Annotated in this window: 16 protein-coding genes; 9 read left to right on the top strand and 7 right to left on the bottom strand. The window is 60.5% G+C overall.

The annotated features are described in order from the left end of the window. Positions 1 to 72 precede the first annotated feature (72 nt). Positions 73 to 297 carry a hypothetical protein gene (locus KVG88_RS25800; protein WP_217873136.1) on the top strand — a complete coding sequence of 75 codons (225 nt, stop codon included), beginning with the start codon at positions 73 to 75 and terminating at the stop codon, positions 295 to 297. 211 nt (positions 298 to 508) lie between these two features. On the opposite strand, the gene KVG88_RS25795 is transcribed toward KVG88_RS25800, so the two are convergent. The 3 genes from KVG88_RS25795 to KVG88_RS25785 all read right to left on the bottom strand — a co-directional run bounded on the left by KVG88_RS25795 (position 509) and on the right by KVG88_RS25785 (position 4,341). After that, complete coding sequence (locus tag KVG88_RS25795) at positions 509 to 1,948, bottom strand: FAD/NAD(P)-binding protein (protein ID WP_217873135.1); 1,440 nt, start codon at positions 1,946 to 1,948, stop codon at positions 509 to 511. A gap of 266 nt (positions 1,949 to 2,214) precedes the next feature. Continuing rightward, the gene (locus KVG88_RS25790; protein WP_217873134.1) at positions 2,215 to 3,618 is read right to left on the bottom strand and encodes an LLM class flavin-dependent oxidoreductase; all 1,404 of its coding nucleotides are present in this window, start codon (positions 3,616 to 3,618) and stop codon (positions 2,215 to 2,217) included. Between the two features lie 159 nt (positions 3,619 to 3,777). Continuing rightward, the gene (locus tag KVG88_RS25785; protein ID WP_150701457.1) at positions 3,778 to 4,341 is read right to left on the bottom strand and encodes a helix-turn-helix domain-containing protein; all 564 of its coding nucleotides are present in this window, start codon (positions 4,339 to 4,341) and stop codon (positions 3,778 to 3,780) included. Between KVG88_RS25785 and KVG88_RS25780 the strand changes: the two genes are divergently transcribed. The 7 genes from KVG88_RS25780 to KVG88_RS25750 all read left to right on the top strand — a co-directional run bounded on the left by KVG88_RS25780 (position 4,336) and on the right by KVG88_RS25750 (position 11,629). After that, positions 4,336 to 5,364, top strand: a complete 1,029-nt coding sequence (locus tag KVG88_RS25780) for a DMT family transporter (protein WP_217873133.1) — start codon at positions 4,336 to 4,338, stop codon at positions 5,362 to 5,364. The two genes, KVG88_RS25785 and KVG88_RS25780, sit on opposite strands and share 6 nt — an antisense overlap. Positions 5,365 to 5,565: 201 nt before the next feature. Next, complete coding sequence (locus KVG88_RS25775) at positions 5,566 to 8,484, top strand: monovalent cation/H+ antiporter subunit A (RefSeq protein ID WP_150701455.1); 2,919 nt, start codon at positions 5,566 to 5,568, stop codon at positions 8,482 to 8,484. Continuing rightward, positions 8,484 to 8,828, top strand: coding sequence for a Na+/H+ antiporter subunit C (locus KVG88_RS25770; protein WP_007986256.1), 345 nt, complete (start codon positions 8,484 to 8,486; stop codon positions 8,826 to 8,828). The genes KVG88_RS25775 and KVG88_RS25770 overlap by 1 nt, the downstream gene beginning before the upstream one ends. Next, a complete protein-coding gene (locus KVG88_RS25765; protein WP_217873132.1) occupies positions 8,825 to 10,510 on the top strand; it encodes a monovalent cation/H+ antiporter subunit D in 1,686 nt (561 codons plus the stop codon). Before KVG88_RS25770 ends, KVG88_RS25765 begins: the two co-directional genes overlap by 4 nt. Next, the gene (locus tag KVG88_RS25760; RefSeq protein ID WP_150701453.1) at positions 10,507 to 10,995 is read left to right on the top strand and encodes a Na+/H+ antiporter subunit E; all 489 of its coding nucleotides are present in this window, start codon (positions 10,507 to 10,509) and stop codon (positions 10,993 to 10,995) included. The genes KVG88_RS25765 and KVG88_RS25760 overlap by 4 nt, the downstream gene beginning before the upstream one ends. Next, on the top strand, positions 10,992 to 11,270 hold the full coding sequence (locus KVG88_RS25755; RefSeq protein WP_150701452.1) for a K+/H+ antiporter subunit F: 279 nt from the start codon (positions 10,992 to 10,994) through the stop codon (positions 11,268 to 11,270). The genes KVG88_RS25760 and KVG88_RS25755 overlap by 4 nt, the downstream gene beginning before the upstream one ends. Next, positions 11,267 to 11,629 (top strand): Na+/H+ antiporter subunit G, encoded by a 363-nt coding sequence (locus tag KVG88_RS25750; RefSeq protein ID WP_217873131.1) that lies wholly within the window; start codon positions 11,267 to 11,269, stop codon positions 11,627 to 11,629. Before KVG88_RS25755 ends, KVG88_RS25750 begins: the two co-directional genes overlap by 4 nt. Before the next feature lie 73 nt (positions 11,630 to 11,702). Here KVG88_RS25750 and KVG88_RS25745 read toward each other — a convergent pair whose 3' ends face one another. The 4 genes from KVG88_RS25745 to KVG88_RS25730 form a co-directional block, all read right to left on the bottom strand. Then, entirely contained in the window at positions 11,703 to 12,140 is a 438-nt protein-coding gene (locus tag KVG88_RS25745; RefSeq protein WP_150701450.1) for a DUF3995 domain-containing protein, read from the bottom strand. 224 nt (positions 12,141 to 12,364) lie between these two features. Then, positions 12,365 to 13,381 (bottom strand): ABC transporter substrate-binding protein, encoded by a 1,017-nt coding sequence (locus tag KVG88_RS25740; RefSeq protein ID WP_217873130.1) that lies wholly within the window; start codon positions 13,379 to 13,381, stop codon positions 12,365 to 12,367. Between the two features lie 118 nt (positions 13,382 to 13,499). Beyond that, a complete protein-coding gene (locus KVG88_RS25735; protein ID WP_150701448.1) occupies positions 13,500 to 13,703 on the bottom strand; it encodes a hypothetical protein in 204 nt (67 codons plus the stop codon). Continuing rightward, positions 13,703 to 14,152, bottom strand: a complete 450-nt coding sequence (locus KVG88_RS25730) for a hypothetical protein (RefSeq protein ID WP_177434434.1) — start codon at positions 14,150 to 14,152, stop codon at positions 13,703 to 13,705. Before KVG88_RS25730 ends, KVG88_RS25735 begins: the two co-directional genes overlap by 1 nt. Between KVG88_RS25730 and KVG88_RS31215 the strand changes: the two genes are divergently transcribed. Beyond that, positions 14,147 to 14,272: a hypothetical protein gene (locus tag KVG88_RS31215; protein ID WP_263597376.1), complete on the top strand. Its 126-nt coding sequence runs from the start codon at positions 14,147 to 14,149 to the stop codon at positions 14,270 to 14,272. The two genes, KVG88_RS25730 and KVG88_RS31215, sit on opposite strands and share 6 nt — an antisense overlap. Positions 14,273 to 14,503 lie beyond the last annotated feature (231 nt).

Below are 14,503 nucleotides of genomic sequence, written 5' to 3'. Positions count from 1 at the left end.
AGGGTGTTTTCTCATCGTGCAGCTCCAGCACTACAGTGGCCACATCTTCTTCCCACGCTCTGGAGCAACACCATGAAAAGCATCATCGGTCTTGGATTCGCCCTCTCGGTTCTTGGCGCTACTTCCGCCATCGCCGCCCCACACGCCACTTCGCAAGTGGTTGCCGCTGCCAAAGTCAGCCAGCCGGCCACTTTGAACGTGAACACTGTGGGTATCGACCACAAAGACAGCCAACAAGGGAAAATCTACGTCGCAGAAAATCGCCCTGAGTTCGGTTCCAAATACCAGCGCTATTGATCAACAGCCTTGGGCTGCCTGAAACAAGAAACCCCGCCAAAAGCGGGGTTTCTTGCATTTGCCACCACCAAAATCTGTAGCAGCTGCCGAGGCTGCGTTCGGCTGCGCAGCAGACGCAAAACCTGTGATCGAAATCTTCTGGGTTCAGACTATCGCCTGCCGCTTCACGACCGCTGCGCGCTCGAACGCAGCCTCGCAGGCTCGGCAGCTGCTACACAGGTCGGGGAGTTGCCAAGCGCGCCGCCAAGGACTTGGCTTGGCTGGCCACGTCCGTCACCGCGGTACTTTCCCACCACATCCCGCGCAATGGCGGCCCCATCGCGAACAATCGTTCGGCGGGACGTCCTTCGGCATCCAGTACCGCACCATCCACTTCGGCGGCAATCCCCAGCGCCAACGGCCCCGGACGAATCAAGCCGCGTGCCAGCAATTGCTGCGGCAGCGGGCGTGCCACCCGGCGCCAGTCGTACTCGATGCCGCTGGAGTTGATCAACGCCGCACCGCTGACCATCGTGGTGTGCGCCTCGCCCCGACGTCGAATGCGTATGCTCACTTCGCCGTTCGTCGACGGTTCCAGCCCTTGGAACGACGCCGCTTGAATCCGCAACCGTCCCTCCCCGTGCAAGCGTTCCACCATTTCGGCGCTCAGCGGTGGCGAGCGGTGGTGATGGCTTTCCCACCATGGCCGCACATGGCGCACAAACTGCCGGCGCTGCACATCCGTCGCCTGATGCCACAAACGCCCGATATGCGCGCGCACCGTGTCCAGCGGCGCTTGCCAATCGATGCCCTGAGCGATGGCTTCCCGGCAATGCCGACGCAGTTCGCGCAGCAATTGACGGGGTGTGCGAATGCTGTGGTCTTCAGCCAGAAAATCCACCCAGGCCGGAGGTTGCCGTCGCACATGGGGCAGCAAACCGTGACGGGAAAACACTTCGATCGGCCCGCGATGCCCAGCCTGTTCCAGTGACACCACGGCATCGACCATGGTCAGACCCGAGCCGATGATCAGCACCGTCGACTGTGGATCCAGCTGCTGCATCGCAGCCACATCCCACGGATCGAGGGCCGCGGCATTCAAGCCGCTGGATTCGGTTTGCGGCGTGCGCGCGGCGGGAAACATGCCAGTGGCGAGCACGGCGAATGTGCCTTGCAAGCGCTGGCCGTCGCTCAAGGTCAAGCGCACCGCTTGCGCTTCGGTTTGCAGATCCACGACTTCAGCCCGCACATGTTCGACCGTCGAGCCGATCACCAATCCCGCGACCTTGGCCTCGGCCAGACGCTGCTGCACATACAGGCCGAACATTCCCCGAGGCGGAAACAGTTCACTGATCGGCACATGCTGTTCATCCGACTCCGGCCAGCCACCGGCGGCAATGAACTCGGTCAGCCACTGGGTCAGGTCATCGGCGTTGTCCGGATCGACGCTCATGCGCGCCGCATTGCCGTTCAGCGTATGGCCCAGCTCCAAGGCGCTGTAGGCCTCGCCCCGGCCCAGTTCGGCGCGGGGTTCTATCACCAGCACTTGCCGCTGGCCCGGCAGGCGCATCAACTGCGCCGCCAGCATCGCGCCGCTGAGGCCGCCGCCGATGATCAGGATGTCCGCGTGACGGATGGCGTCGGTCGCCTGTCCGCTTTGGGTTTCACTCATGCCGTTCTCACTGGTCAATGTTTAGCTGGATAGAAATCACGTACACCGCGCGAACGATAATAGGCGCCTAAGCCATGGAAGGTTCGCCCAGCAGGACTAAAGTAGGACGCTTCACCCGCCAGGTGACATCGATACTGAATGTACCGGCCTCATCGCGAGCAAGCTTGCTCCTACGGTGGATCGGCGTTCGGCGCAATATTACCGAACATCCCCATTCCCCTGTGGGAGCTAGCCTGCTAGCGATGGTGGCCTTACAGGCGAGACTTCTAGGCGGACACCACCTTCTTCTCTTGCTGTCGCAAAGCCGCGAGGTCGCGATAGCCGGCGCCTGGGTGAATGTCCGGCAGCTTCGGTCCCTGGCCGAACAATTTCTCACGCAAGGTGCCAGGGGCGTATTCGGTTTTGTACACGCCGCGTTTCTGCAACTCCGGCACCAGTAAATCCACAGCGTCAATGAAGGTCTCGTGGGTCAGCGCATAAGCCAGGTTGAACCCATCGACATCAGTCTCGTCGACCCACTCTTGCAACAGATCGGCCACTGTTTCCGGGCTGCCGACAAACAGCGGACCGAAACCGCCGATACCCACCCAATCCGCCAGCTCGTTGGGCGTCCAGACCTTGTTCGGATCGGCCGTGGAGAACGCCTCCACCGCCGATTGAATGGCATTGGTGTGCACATGCTTGAGCGGCTCATCCGGTTTGAAACGGCTGAAGTCGATGCCGGTCCAGCCGGAAATCAGCGCCATGGCGCCCTCATAGCTGACCCAGCTTTTGTATTCCTCGAACTTGGCCTTGGCTTTGGCATCGGTCTCGCCCAGGATCACCGTTTGCAGGTTGAAGATCAGGACCTTCGACGGATCGCGCCCCGCTTCGGCGGCTCGTCGACGAATATCGGCCACGGTTTTTTTCAGCAGCACTTTCGATGGCGCAGCGACGAACACACACTCGGCATGTTCAGCCGCGAACTGTTTGCCGCGGCTCGATGCACCGGCCTGATACAGCACCGGCGTGCGTTGCGGCGAAGGTTCGCAAAGGTGGATGCCTGGTACCTGGAAGTGTTTGCCGACGTGCTGGATCTCGTGGATCTTGCTCGGGTCGCTGAACACCCGGCGCTCGCGGTCACGCAGGATCGCGCCGTCTTCCCAACTGCCCTCCCACAGCTTGTAGCAAACCTCCAGGTACTCTTCGGCAAAGTCATAACGCGCGTCGTGTTCGGTCTGGGCCTTTTGGCCAAGGTTTTTCGCACCGCTCTCCAGGTATGACGTGACAATGTTCCAGCCAGCACGGCCCTTGGTCAGATGATCGAGGGTCGAAAGACGCCGGGCGAACGGATACGGATGTTCGAACGACAGCGACGCGGTCAAGCCGAAACCCAGATGCTCGGTGACTAGCGCCATCGGCGGGATCAGTTGTAGCGGATCATTGACCGGCACCTGCGCCGCCTGGCGAATCGCCGCGTCACCATTGCCGTTGTAGACGTCATAGATGCCCAGCACATCGGCAATGAACAATCCGTCGAACTTGCCGCGCTCAAGGATTTTCGCCAGGTCGGTCCAGTACTCCAGATCCTTGTACTGCCAAGAGCGATCCCGCGGGTGCGCCCACAGTCCTGGCGACTGGTGACCGACGCAGTTCATGTCAAAAGCGTTGAGACGAATTTCACGGGCCATCAAACGGCACTCCGAAAACCTGAGGATGAATAGCCAGAGGTTTGCAGGAGTCATGCCTGAAAATAAATTACTTAAATTTCAATTGGATACGCAAATAAAGACAGGAAGCTTACAACTTCAAAAAGGCAAAATGTAGATCCGCTGTTGCTGGCCCAACAGTCAGATCACCACATTGCGCACGAATCGCACGGCCACGGGCCCTTCGTTGCGATAGGAGTGCGGCTGGTTACTGGCGAACATGAAAAATTCACCGGCAGCGATCCTGTGCGGCACATCGCCGACCATCAGCGTCAGGCAGCCTTCAAAGACGTAGAACTGCTCGCTCCAGCCATCGGCGTCCGGTTCCGAGGGATAGTGCTCGCCCGGTTCAAGGCGCCATTCCCACAGTTCCACTTCACGGCTGGCATTGGCCTTGGCCAGCAAAACGGCCTTGCTGCCGGGGATCGTACCGGCCCAGGCCAGTTCGTTGATGCGGCTGTGGTCGCGGACGTCTGGGGCCTGGATCAGATCGCTGAACGCCACGTCCAACGCCTCGGCCACGCGGTCGAGTGTGGTCAGGCTGACGTTTTTTTCACCGGCCTCGATGGCCACCAGCATGCGGCGGCTGACACCGGACTTTTCCGCCAAAGCGGTCTGGCTCATGTCGGCGGCATGGCGCAAACGTCGAACGTTTTGACTGACGTGCTGGAGGACCGAAGCCCGTTGCGTGGAATCTTTGTGCACTATATTGCTCACTTGGTGGTGCTGCGCAGTATACTGCCCAACTTCCGGCGCATTGTGCGTCCCCCTCAGGTAGCGCGCAAGATCATGACGTCGGTGAACACCCCTCAGGCTTCCTCCCGTTTCCTTCGGCTCAGCAAGGCCGAATGTGTACTGGTGTTGATCACCATGGTCTGGGGCGGGACCTTTTTGCTGGTCCAGCATGCGATGACCGTCAGCGGCCCGATGTTTTTCGTCGGCCTGCGTTTTGCCGCTGCGGCGATCATCGTTGCCCTGTTCTCCTGGCGCAGCCTGCGGAACCTGACTCTGTTCGAACTCAAGGCCGGTGCTTTTATCGGCGTGGCGATCATGCTCGGTTACGGCTTGCAGACCGTCGGCCTGCAAAGTATTCCCAGCAGCCAATCGGCTTTTATTACCGCGCTGTACGTGCCTTTCGTGCCGTTGCTGCAATGGCTGGTGCTGGGTCGTCGACCGGGGCTGATGCCGAGCGTCGGGATCATGCTGGCGTTTACCGGGTTGATGCTGCTGTCCGGCCCGTCCGGTGCTTCGCTCAACTTCAGTCCCGGTGAAATCGCCACGCTGATCAGCGCCATTGCCATCGCCGCAGAGATCATTCTGATCAGCAACTTTGCCGGTCAAGTCGACGTCAAGCGAGTGACCGTGGTGCAACTGGCGGTGACGTCGGTGCTGTCATTCCTGATGGTGGTGCCGACCAATGAAGCCCTGCCGGATTTTTCCTGGTTGTTGCTGTGCAGCGCACTCGGCCTGGGTGCGGCGAGCGCGGCGATCCAGGTGGCGATGAACTGGGCGCAGAAGAGTGTTTCGCCGACCCGCGCCACGTTGATATACGCCGGTGAACCGGTGTGGGCCGGGATCGTCGGACGGATCGCCGGGGAGCGCTTGCCGGCAATTGCATTGCTGGGTGCCGGGTTGATCGTGGCGGCGGTGATTGTCAGTGAATTGAAGACCAAGGGTAAGACGGTAGCCGAGGTTGAAGAATCGCTGGAGAGTGAAAGCGGCAATTGATAGCAAGATTAAAAGATCGCAGCCTTCGGCAGCTCCTACAGTAGGAGCTGACGAAGGCTGCGATCTTTTTTCTATGCCGGTTGAAACAATGATAAACAAGACTTTTCCGTCTACCTTGTAGGATTCTGCGACAGCTTGGCGTTTGGTGATCCGGGAGCTGGCACGTATGATGCTTCACAAACTTCCGCAGATTAGAAGCCTATGTCCCTGATAGTTCTACTGCTTCTGCCTTTCATAGGCAGCTGTCTGGCAGCGGTGCTGCCACACAATGCGCGTAATACCGAATCGCTGCTGGCTGGTCTGGTTGCCCTGATCGGCACCGTCCAGGTCGCCCTCCTGTACCCGCAAATCGCCCATGGCGGCGTGATCCGCGAAGAGTTCATGTGGCTGCCCAGCCTGGGCCTGAACTTCGTTTTGCGCATGGACGGTTTCGCCTGGCTGTTCTCGATGCTGGTGCTGGGCATCGGCACGCTGGTGTCGTTGTATGCCCGCTACTACATGTCGCCGAACGATCCAGTGCCGCGCTTCTTCGCGTTTTTCCTTGCGTTCATGGGCGCCATGCTGGGGCTGGTGATTTCCGGCAACCTGATCCAGATCGTGTTTTTCTGGGAGCTGACCAGCCTCTTCTCATTCCTGTTGATCGGCTACTGGCACCACCGCGCCGATGCGCGACGCGGCGCATACATGGCGCTGATGGTCACCGGTGCAGGCGGGTTGTGCCTGCTGGCGGGGGTGATGCTGCTCGGCCATGTGGTCGGCAGCTATGACCTGGACAAGGTCCTGGCCGCCGGCGATCTGATTCGCGCTCATGCCCTCTACCCCATCCTGCTACCCCTGATCCTGATCGGCGCGCTGAGCAAAAGCGCGCAATTCCCTTTCCATTTCTGGCTACCCCACGCCATGGCGGCGCCGACTCCGGTCTCGGCCTATCTGCACTCGGCGACCATGGTCAAGGCCGGCGTATTTCTACTGGCGCGGCTCTGGCCGTCACTGTCCGGCAGTGAAGAATGGTTCTACATCGTCAGCGGCGCCGGGGCCTGCACCCTGTTGCTCGGTGCTTACTGCGCGATGTTCCAGAACGACCTCAAGGGTTTGCTGGCCTATTCGACCATCAGCCACCTCGGCCTGATCACCCTGCTCCTGGGCCTGAACAGTCCGCTGGCCGCCGTCGCCGCGGTATTCCACATCCTCAACCACGCCACGTTCAAAGCCTCGTTGTTCATGGCCGCCGGGATCATCGACCACGAAAGCGGCACCCGCGACATCCGCAAACTCAGCGGGCTGGTCAAACTGATTCCGTTCACCGCCACCCTGGCCATGGTCGCCAGCGCCTCGATGGCCGGCGTGCCGTTGCTCAACGGTTTTCTGTCGAAAGAAATGTTCTTCGCCGAAACCGTGTTCATCAACGCTACGGCCTGGGTCGAAGCGACCTTGCCGATCGTCGCGACCATCGCCGGGACTTTCAGTGTCGCCTATTCCCTGCGCTTCACCGTTGACGTGTTCTTCGGCCCGCCCGCCACCGACCTGCCTCACACCCCGCACGAACCACCGCGCTGGATGCGTGCGCCGGTCGAGTTGCTGGTGTTCGCCTGCCTGGTGGTCGGGATCTTCCCGGCGCAAGTGGTCGGCCCGCTGCTCGCCGCTGCCGCGCAACCGGTGGTTGGTGGTCAATTGCCCGAATACAGCCTGGCCATCTGGCACGGCTTGAACGCGCCGATGATCATGAGCCTGATCGCCATGTCCTGCGGCGTAGTGCTCTACCTGCTGCTGCGCAACCAGCTCAAGCGCGGTCGTTTCAGCCATCCGCCACTCGTGGGGCGATTCAACGGCAAGCGCCTGTTCGAACTGACACTGATGCTCAAGATGCGCCTGGCCCGTCGTCTACAGCGCCGAATCAGCACCAACCGCCTGCAAACCCAACTGTTCCTGATGGTGCTCGCCGCCGTGCTGGCCGGATTGATCCCGATGTTGCACAGCAGCCTGCACTGGGGCGACCGGCCGAAGATTCCGGGCTCGATCGTATTCGTCATCCTGTGGTTGCTGGCGATCGTCTGCGCGCTGGGCGCGGCGTATCAGGCCAAGTATCACCGTCTCGCGGCCCTGACCATGGTCAGTGTTTGCGGCCTGATGACCTGCGTGACGTTCGTGTGGTTCTCGGCGCCGGACCTGGCCCTGACGCAACTGGTGGTCGAGGTGGTGACCACTGTGTTGATCCTGCTCGGCCTGCGCTGGCTGCCACGGCGGATCGAAGAAGTTTCGCCATTGCCGAGCAGCCTGCGCAAGGCGCGCATCCGCCGTATCCGCGACTTGCTGCTGTCGACCGTGGTCGGTGGCGGCATGGCGGTGCTTTCGTACGCGATGCTGACGCGCCAGACACCCAACGACATTTCCTCGTTCTACCTCAGCCGTGCCCTGCCCGAAGGCGGCGGCAGCAACGTGGTCAACGTGATGCTGGTGGATTTCCGCGGGTTCGACACCCTCGGCGAAATCACCGTACTGGCGGCCGTTGCGCTGACCGTGTTCGCTCTGCTACGGCGTTTCCGCCCACCGAAAGAAAGCCTGCAACTGCCGGCCCAGCAGCGTTTGCTCGCGCCCGACGTGGTCACCGACCTGGTCAACCCGCGTCACGCCAGCGACACCGCGCTCGGCTTCATGATGGTGCCGGCGGTGCTGGTGCGCCTGCTGTTGCCGATTGCACTGGTGGTGTCGTTCTACCTGTTCATGCGCGGGCACAACCAACCGGGTGGCGGGTTTGTCGCCGGGCTGGTGATGTCGGTGGCGTTCATCCTGCAATACATGGTGGCCGGCACCCAATGGGTCGAAGCGCAAATGAGCCTGCGACCGCTGCGCTGGATGAGCGTTGGCCTGCTGTTCGCCACCCTCACCGGCCTCGGTGCGATGGTGGTCGGTTATCCGTTCCTGACCACGCACACCTGGCACTTCGATTTGCCGTTGCTGGGTGACATTCACCTGGCCAGCGCGCTGTTCTTCGACGTGGGCGTGTACGCGGTGGTGGTCGGCTCGACGCTGTTGATCCTCACGGCTCTCGCCCACCAATCGGTGCGGGGTCACAAGACCGCGGCCCAGCCTAAACCCGTCGCCATGAAGGAGGCCATCTGATGGAAGAAGTCATCGCAATCGCCATCGGCGTCCTCGCCGCGTCCGGCGTGTGGTTGATCCTGCGTCCAAGGACATTCCAGGTGGTCATGGGCCTGTGCCTGCTGTCCTACGGCGTCAACCTGTTCATCTTCAGCATGGGCAGCCTGTTCATCGGCAAGGAGCCGATCATCAAGGACGGCGTGCCGCAGGACCTGCTGCACTACACCGACCCGTTGCCCCAGGCACTGGTGTTGACCGCGATCGTCATCAGCTTCGCCATGACCGCGTTGTTTCTCGTGGTTTTGCTGGCCTCCCGGGGCCTGACCGGCACCGACCATGTGGATGGCCGGGAGCCTAAAGAATGAATGCAATGACGCACCTGATCGCCGCGCCCATCCTGCTGCCGCTGCTGACCGCCGCGATCATGCTGATGCTCGGCGAGAAACACCGCCCGCTCAAAGCCAAAATCAATCTGTTCTCCAGCCTGCTGGGCCTGGGCATCTCTTTGTTACTGCTGCAATGGACGCAAACCACCGGCGTGCCCGGCTCCATCGGCGTGTACCTGCCGGGCAACTGGCAGGTGCCGTTTGGCCTGGTGCTGGTGGTCGATCGGCTGTCGGCATTAATGCTGGTGCTCACCGGCATCATCGGCGTGTGTGCCCTGCTGTTTGCCATGGCGCGCTGGGACAGTGCCGGTTCGAGTTTCCATGCGCTGTTCCAGATTCAGTTGATGGGCCTGTACGGCGCGTTCCTGACGGCGGACCTGTTCAACCTGTTCGTGTTCTTCGAAGTGTTGCTGGCCGCCTCATACGGCCTGATGCTCCACGGTTCCGGCCGAGCGCGGGTGTCTTCGGGGCTGCATTACATCTCGATCAACCTCTTGGCCTCAACCCTGTTCCTGATCGGTGCGGCGCTGATCTACGGCGTCACCGGCACCCTGAACATGGCCGACCTGGCGCTGAAAATCCCGCTGGTGCCGGAAGCCGATCGCGGCCTGCTGCATGCAGGCGCGGGGATTCTGGCGGTGGCGTTCCTGGCCAAGGCCGGCATGTGGCCGCTGAATTTCTGGCTGGTGCCGGCGTATTCGTCGGCAAGCGCGCCGGTCGCGGCAATGTTCGCGATCATGACCAAGGTCGGCATCTACACCCTGCTGCGCCTGTGGACCTTGCTGTTCTCCGGTCAGGCCGGGGCGTCGGCGTATTTCGGTGGTGACTGGCTGATTTACGGCGGCATGGTGACCATCCTTTGCGCCGCCGTGGCGATCGTCGCCGCGCAACGCCTGGAGCGCATGGCCAGCCTGAGCATTCTGGTGTCGGCAGGGATTCTGTTGTCGGCCATCGGTTTCGCCCAGCCGAACCTGATTGCCGCAGCGTTGTTTTATCTGGTCAGTTCGACCCTGGCCCTGAGCGCGCTGTTCTTGCTGGCCGAACTGATCGAACGCTCGCGCTCGGCCAACGAAATTCCGCTGGAAGACGAAAACGAGATGCTGCCACGGCCCCTGGAATCGTTGCATCCGGCCAAGGGCGTCAACCTCGACGACGAGCAGAAAGCCGTGGTCGGCCAAGTGATTCCCTGGACCATGGCGTTCCTCGGCCTGAGCTTCATCGCCTGCGCGCTGCTGATCATCGGCATGCCGCCGCTGTCCGGGTTCATTGGCAAACTGGGGCTGCTCAGCGCACTGCTCAATCCCCTGGGCCTGGGCAATGGCAGTGACGCACCGATTTCGAATGCTGCGTGGGGTTTGCTGGCCTTGCTGATCATCTCGGGGTTGGCGTCACTGGTGGCTTTCTCGCGGCTGGGCATCCAGCGTTTCTGGACCCCGGCCGAGCGCCCATCGCCCGTGCTGCGGCGTTTTGAGTGCGTGCCGATTTTCGCCTTGCTGGGCTTGAGCATCGCGCTGACCTTCCAGGCTGAGCCGCTGTTGCGCTACACCCAGGCGGCCGCCAACGCCTTGAACAACCCGCAACAATACGTGATGGCCGTGCTCGGCACCCGCGCGGTGCCGAGTCCCGAAGCCCGGGCGGCATTGCTGGAGGTGCAACCATGAAGCGTCTGTTTCCTGCGCCGTGGTTGTCGCTGGCTTTGTGGCTGCTGTGGCTGGTGCTGAACCTGTCGATGAGCCCGGGCAACCTGCTGTTGGGCGCGGCGCTGGGTTTTTGCGCGCCGCTGATGATGCGCAAACTGCGCCCGTTGCCGATCAGCATTCGCCGGCCGGGGGTGATCCTGCGCCTGTTCCTCGTGGTCGGTCGTGATGTGCTGGTGTCCAACCTCGCCGTCGCCTGGAGCGTGCTCAATGCCGGTCGTCGGCCGCCGCGCTCACGCTTCATCAAGGTGCCGCTGGACCTGCGCGATGCCAATGGCCTGGCCACGCTGTCGATGATCTGCACCGTGGTGCCCGGCACGGTCTGGTCGGAACTGGCGCTGGACCGCAGCATTCTGTTGCTGCACGTCTTCGATCTGGATGACGAAGCGCAGTTCATTGAACACTTCAAGACGACTTACGAGCGTCCGCTGATGGAGATTTTCGAATGAGCGCCCTGCTGTCGAATGCGATTGTTTTCAGTCTGTTCCTGTTTTCCGTGGCGATGATCCTGACCCTGATCCGCCTGTTCAAAGGCCCTTCGGCCCAGGACCGGGTTCTGGCGCTGGACTATCTGTACATTGTCGCGATGCTGATGATGCTGACGCTGGGCATTCGCTATGCCAGTGACACCTACTTTGAAGCGGCGCTGCTGATTGCGCTGTTCGGCTTCGTCGGCTCGTTTGCCCTGGCGAAGTTCCTGCTGCGCGGCGAGGTGATCGAATGAACGCAGAACTGTCTCTATGGGTGGAAATCCCGGTGGCGATCCTGCTGGTGCTGGGCGGCCTGTTCGCGTTGATCGGTGCCACGGGATTGCTGCGCATGAAGGACTACTTCCAGCGCATGCACCCACCAGCCCTGGCCTCGACCCTGGGCGCGTGGTGCGTGGCACTGGCTTCGATCATTTACTTTTCGGCGTTGAAATCGGCGCCGGTGCTGCATGCCTGGCTGATCCCGATCCTGTTGGCGATCACCGTACCGGTAACGACCTTGCTGCTGGCGCGGGCGGCGCTTTTTCGTAAGCGCATGGCCGGGGACGATGTGCCGGCCGAGGTGAGTAGTCGACGGACTGAGAGTGGTAGTTGACCAATAGATCAAAAGATCAAAAGATCGCAGCCTGTAGGAGCTGCCGAAGGCTGCAATCTTTTGATCTTAGCTTTCAAATCCACGCCACCGCCAGCAACCCACCGCCCAACACCACACACAACGGCGAATACACCCAGGTGTCCCACCCGGCAAACCTGGAGCCTTTGACCTCTTTGAAAAAGCCCACCAGTTCCGAATCGCCAATCGCCCGGGCGAACAGCAACAGCGCGATGGCACTGATCACCCACTGCAACACTTGATGATGCACCTGCGGCAGCCACCAGCCGACCCGCAGACACACCAACAGGGCAATCACCATCAGGGCTGCAGCCACCAGCAGCGTGAGCCAGCCTCGCGGCTTGAACGCCGGGCGTAGTTGCGTGCCGCCTTCTTGCGGCACTTGAGGAACGGCCGCCACCGCGGCCCATTCGCCGCCCAGCGCCCAATAAACGTGAACCAGAGCAATCGCCGCAAATATCGTCACCAGCCATTGAGCCAACGCAAAGGTCATGGTTGAGGATCCTTGAAAGGGATTTGGTCAAATCATCCTAGTCGGCATTTTTTGATGTGCACGACCGTTAGTGCACAACCTGACAAACGTGGGGTGACGCAGAAAAAAGCATCGCGAGCAGGCTCGCTCCCACAGGGGTTCTTCAGTGATCACAGATTTTGCGAACGACCGTGAACCATTGTGGGAGCGAGCCTGCTCGCGATAGCGGTGTCAGACTCGCCGCATCACTTCAACTCGGCAGACACCTTGTCCGCCACATCCTTGGGCACCCAGGCCTTCCACACGTCCGGATGTTTCTTCATGAAGTCTTCGGCTGCCTGACGCGGCGCGGTGTGCTTCTCGCTCATTTCGGCCAGGGCCTTGTTCAAAGGATCGATCGGGAAATCGACCTTGGCGAAGAATTCGGCGATCTGCGGGTATTGCTTCTGGAATGGCGTGGACACGCCGATCGACAGCTTCGAAGGCAATGAGCGGGTGGGTTGTGGATTGGGGTTGTCGGCATCGGTCAGGGTTTTCCAGGCTTCGGCGTCGAATGGCGGCTCTTCCAGCTGGATCAGTTTGAAGCGACCGAGCAGCGGCGTGGGCGACCAGTAATAGAACAGCACCGGTTTACCGCGTCGAATCGACGAACTGATTTCCGCGTCCAGCGCCGCCCCTGAACCGCTGCGGAAGTTCACGTAGCTGTCGTCCAGCCCATAGGCCTTGAGCTTTTGCTTGTTGACCACTTCCGAGGTCCAGCCAATGGGGCTGTTGAGGAAGCGTCCCTTGCTCGGGGCTTCCGGGTCCTTGAACACATCCTTGTACTTGGGCAGATCGCTGACATTGCGCAAGTCCGGCGCCATCGGCTTGATGCCTTTGGCCGGGTCGCCCTTGATCACGTATTCCGGTACCCACCAGCCTTCGGTGGCGCCCTTGACCGTGTCGCCGAGACTGACGACCTTGCCCTCGGCCTCGGCCTTGACCCACACCGGACTGCGCCCGGCCCACTCTTCGCCGATCACCTGGATGTCGTTGTTGGCCAGGGCGGTTTCCAGGGTGATGGTCGTACCCGGCAAGGTATCGGTCGGCAGCCCATAGCCCTTCTCGACGATGATCCGCAGGATATCGGTGATCAGGCTGCCGCTCTCCCAATTGAGGTCGGCAAAATGAATGGGTGTCTGGGCCGCCAGTACCGGAACCGGTGACGCCGACAATGCGCAAGTAGCCAATACCGCAGCCAGCAGCTGTCGAAAACCTTTCATGCTTTTGCACCTCGTGCTGTTCACAGCAATCGCAGGATGGCCTGGCAGAAGACCGCAAAGCCTCTGAATAATCAGTCAACTGACTGTAGTAGAGGTTCCTGCTTTCGAGGGGCGTGGATCAGTTTTCAGAAATTTCCTGCAAGCGTGCCAGCTCTCTTCTGACCATGCTGGCGTACTCCGCCGGACGCAACGCGTAGAGCTGTGATGCCACCCAATTCAGCCAGCCCCCCTGCAGAACAGTTTTTTGCTCGAACAATCGCAAGGCTTCGGCTTGCGCGCCAGCGTGATTCTGTTCGTGGAAGTCGGCGCGGGTCTGGGTCATTACTCGCTGGCCTTGAACGTCACCAGCTCGCCTTTGCGCCATTTGGCTGCCTTGGCGGTGACCGCTTTCAGGGTTTTGGTCAGGCCTTCCTGCAATTGCTGGTGGGCGGCAAACACCGTTACCACGCTATGACCTTCCTTGAACAAGATGGCCTGGCCATCGGCCGTGGTGACAAAGGCATAGTCGCCCAGGCCATAGACCGTCAGTTTGATTTCGCGGAATTTGATTTCCAGTTTGCCGCCTTCACGGCTGGGCAATACCGAAGCGCTGAAGTGGTCGCCAACCTTGAGTTTGAGCCCCGGTTTGTCATCCACCACCAGTGCCGATTCGGTGTCGATCTCGGCAACGTAAATGCCTTCAGCACTCTGCTCGGTGATGTAGACGAAACGAGATTGAAACAACTTGACCAGCTTTGCGCGCAAATCACCCAGAACGAACAAAGCATGCATATCGAGATTACTTACTGCCAAGGAAACATCCCCACATCTAAAAATGATGCTGCACGCGAAAGAAGCGCACAGCCGAAAAAAGCGGCAATGCCGAAAATGAAACCAAAAGACCCGGGTTGAAAGTCTGAATGAGCAGAGGTCTCATCCATCACGAAACTTGAGCAGACTACTGGAATGTCGCTCGTGTCGCCTTGCCTGGCATTCGTCAAAGGTTGAAGGAAAACGCCTTTCTTACGGCCAGAGAAATACGGACTATCAACTTCAGGGAAAAAACTCTCAAAAAAAAGCACTTTTCTGACATATCGCCAGCCAAAAATTGCTTTAGATAAACATCAATCACCCACCAGTGAC

The organism is Pseudomonas azerbaijanoccidentalis (assembly GCF_019145495.1).
Taxonomy (GTDB): Bacteria; Pseudomonadota; Gammaproteobacteria; order Pseudomonadales; family Pseudomonadaceae; genus Aquipseudomonas; species Aquipseudomonas azerbaijanoccidentalis.
Note: the sequence above shows the minus strand (reverse complement) of the source record. Positions and strands in the feature narration are given on the sequence as shown.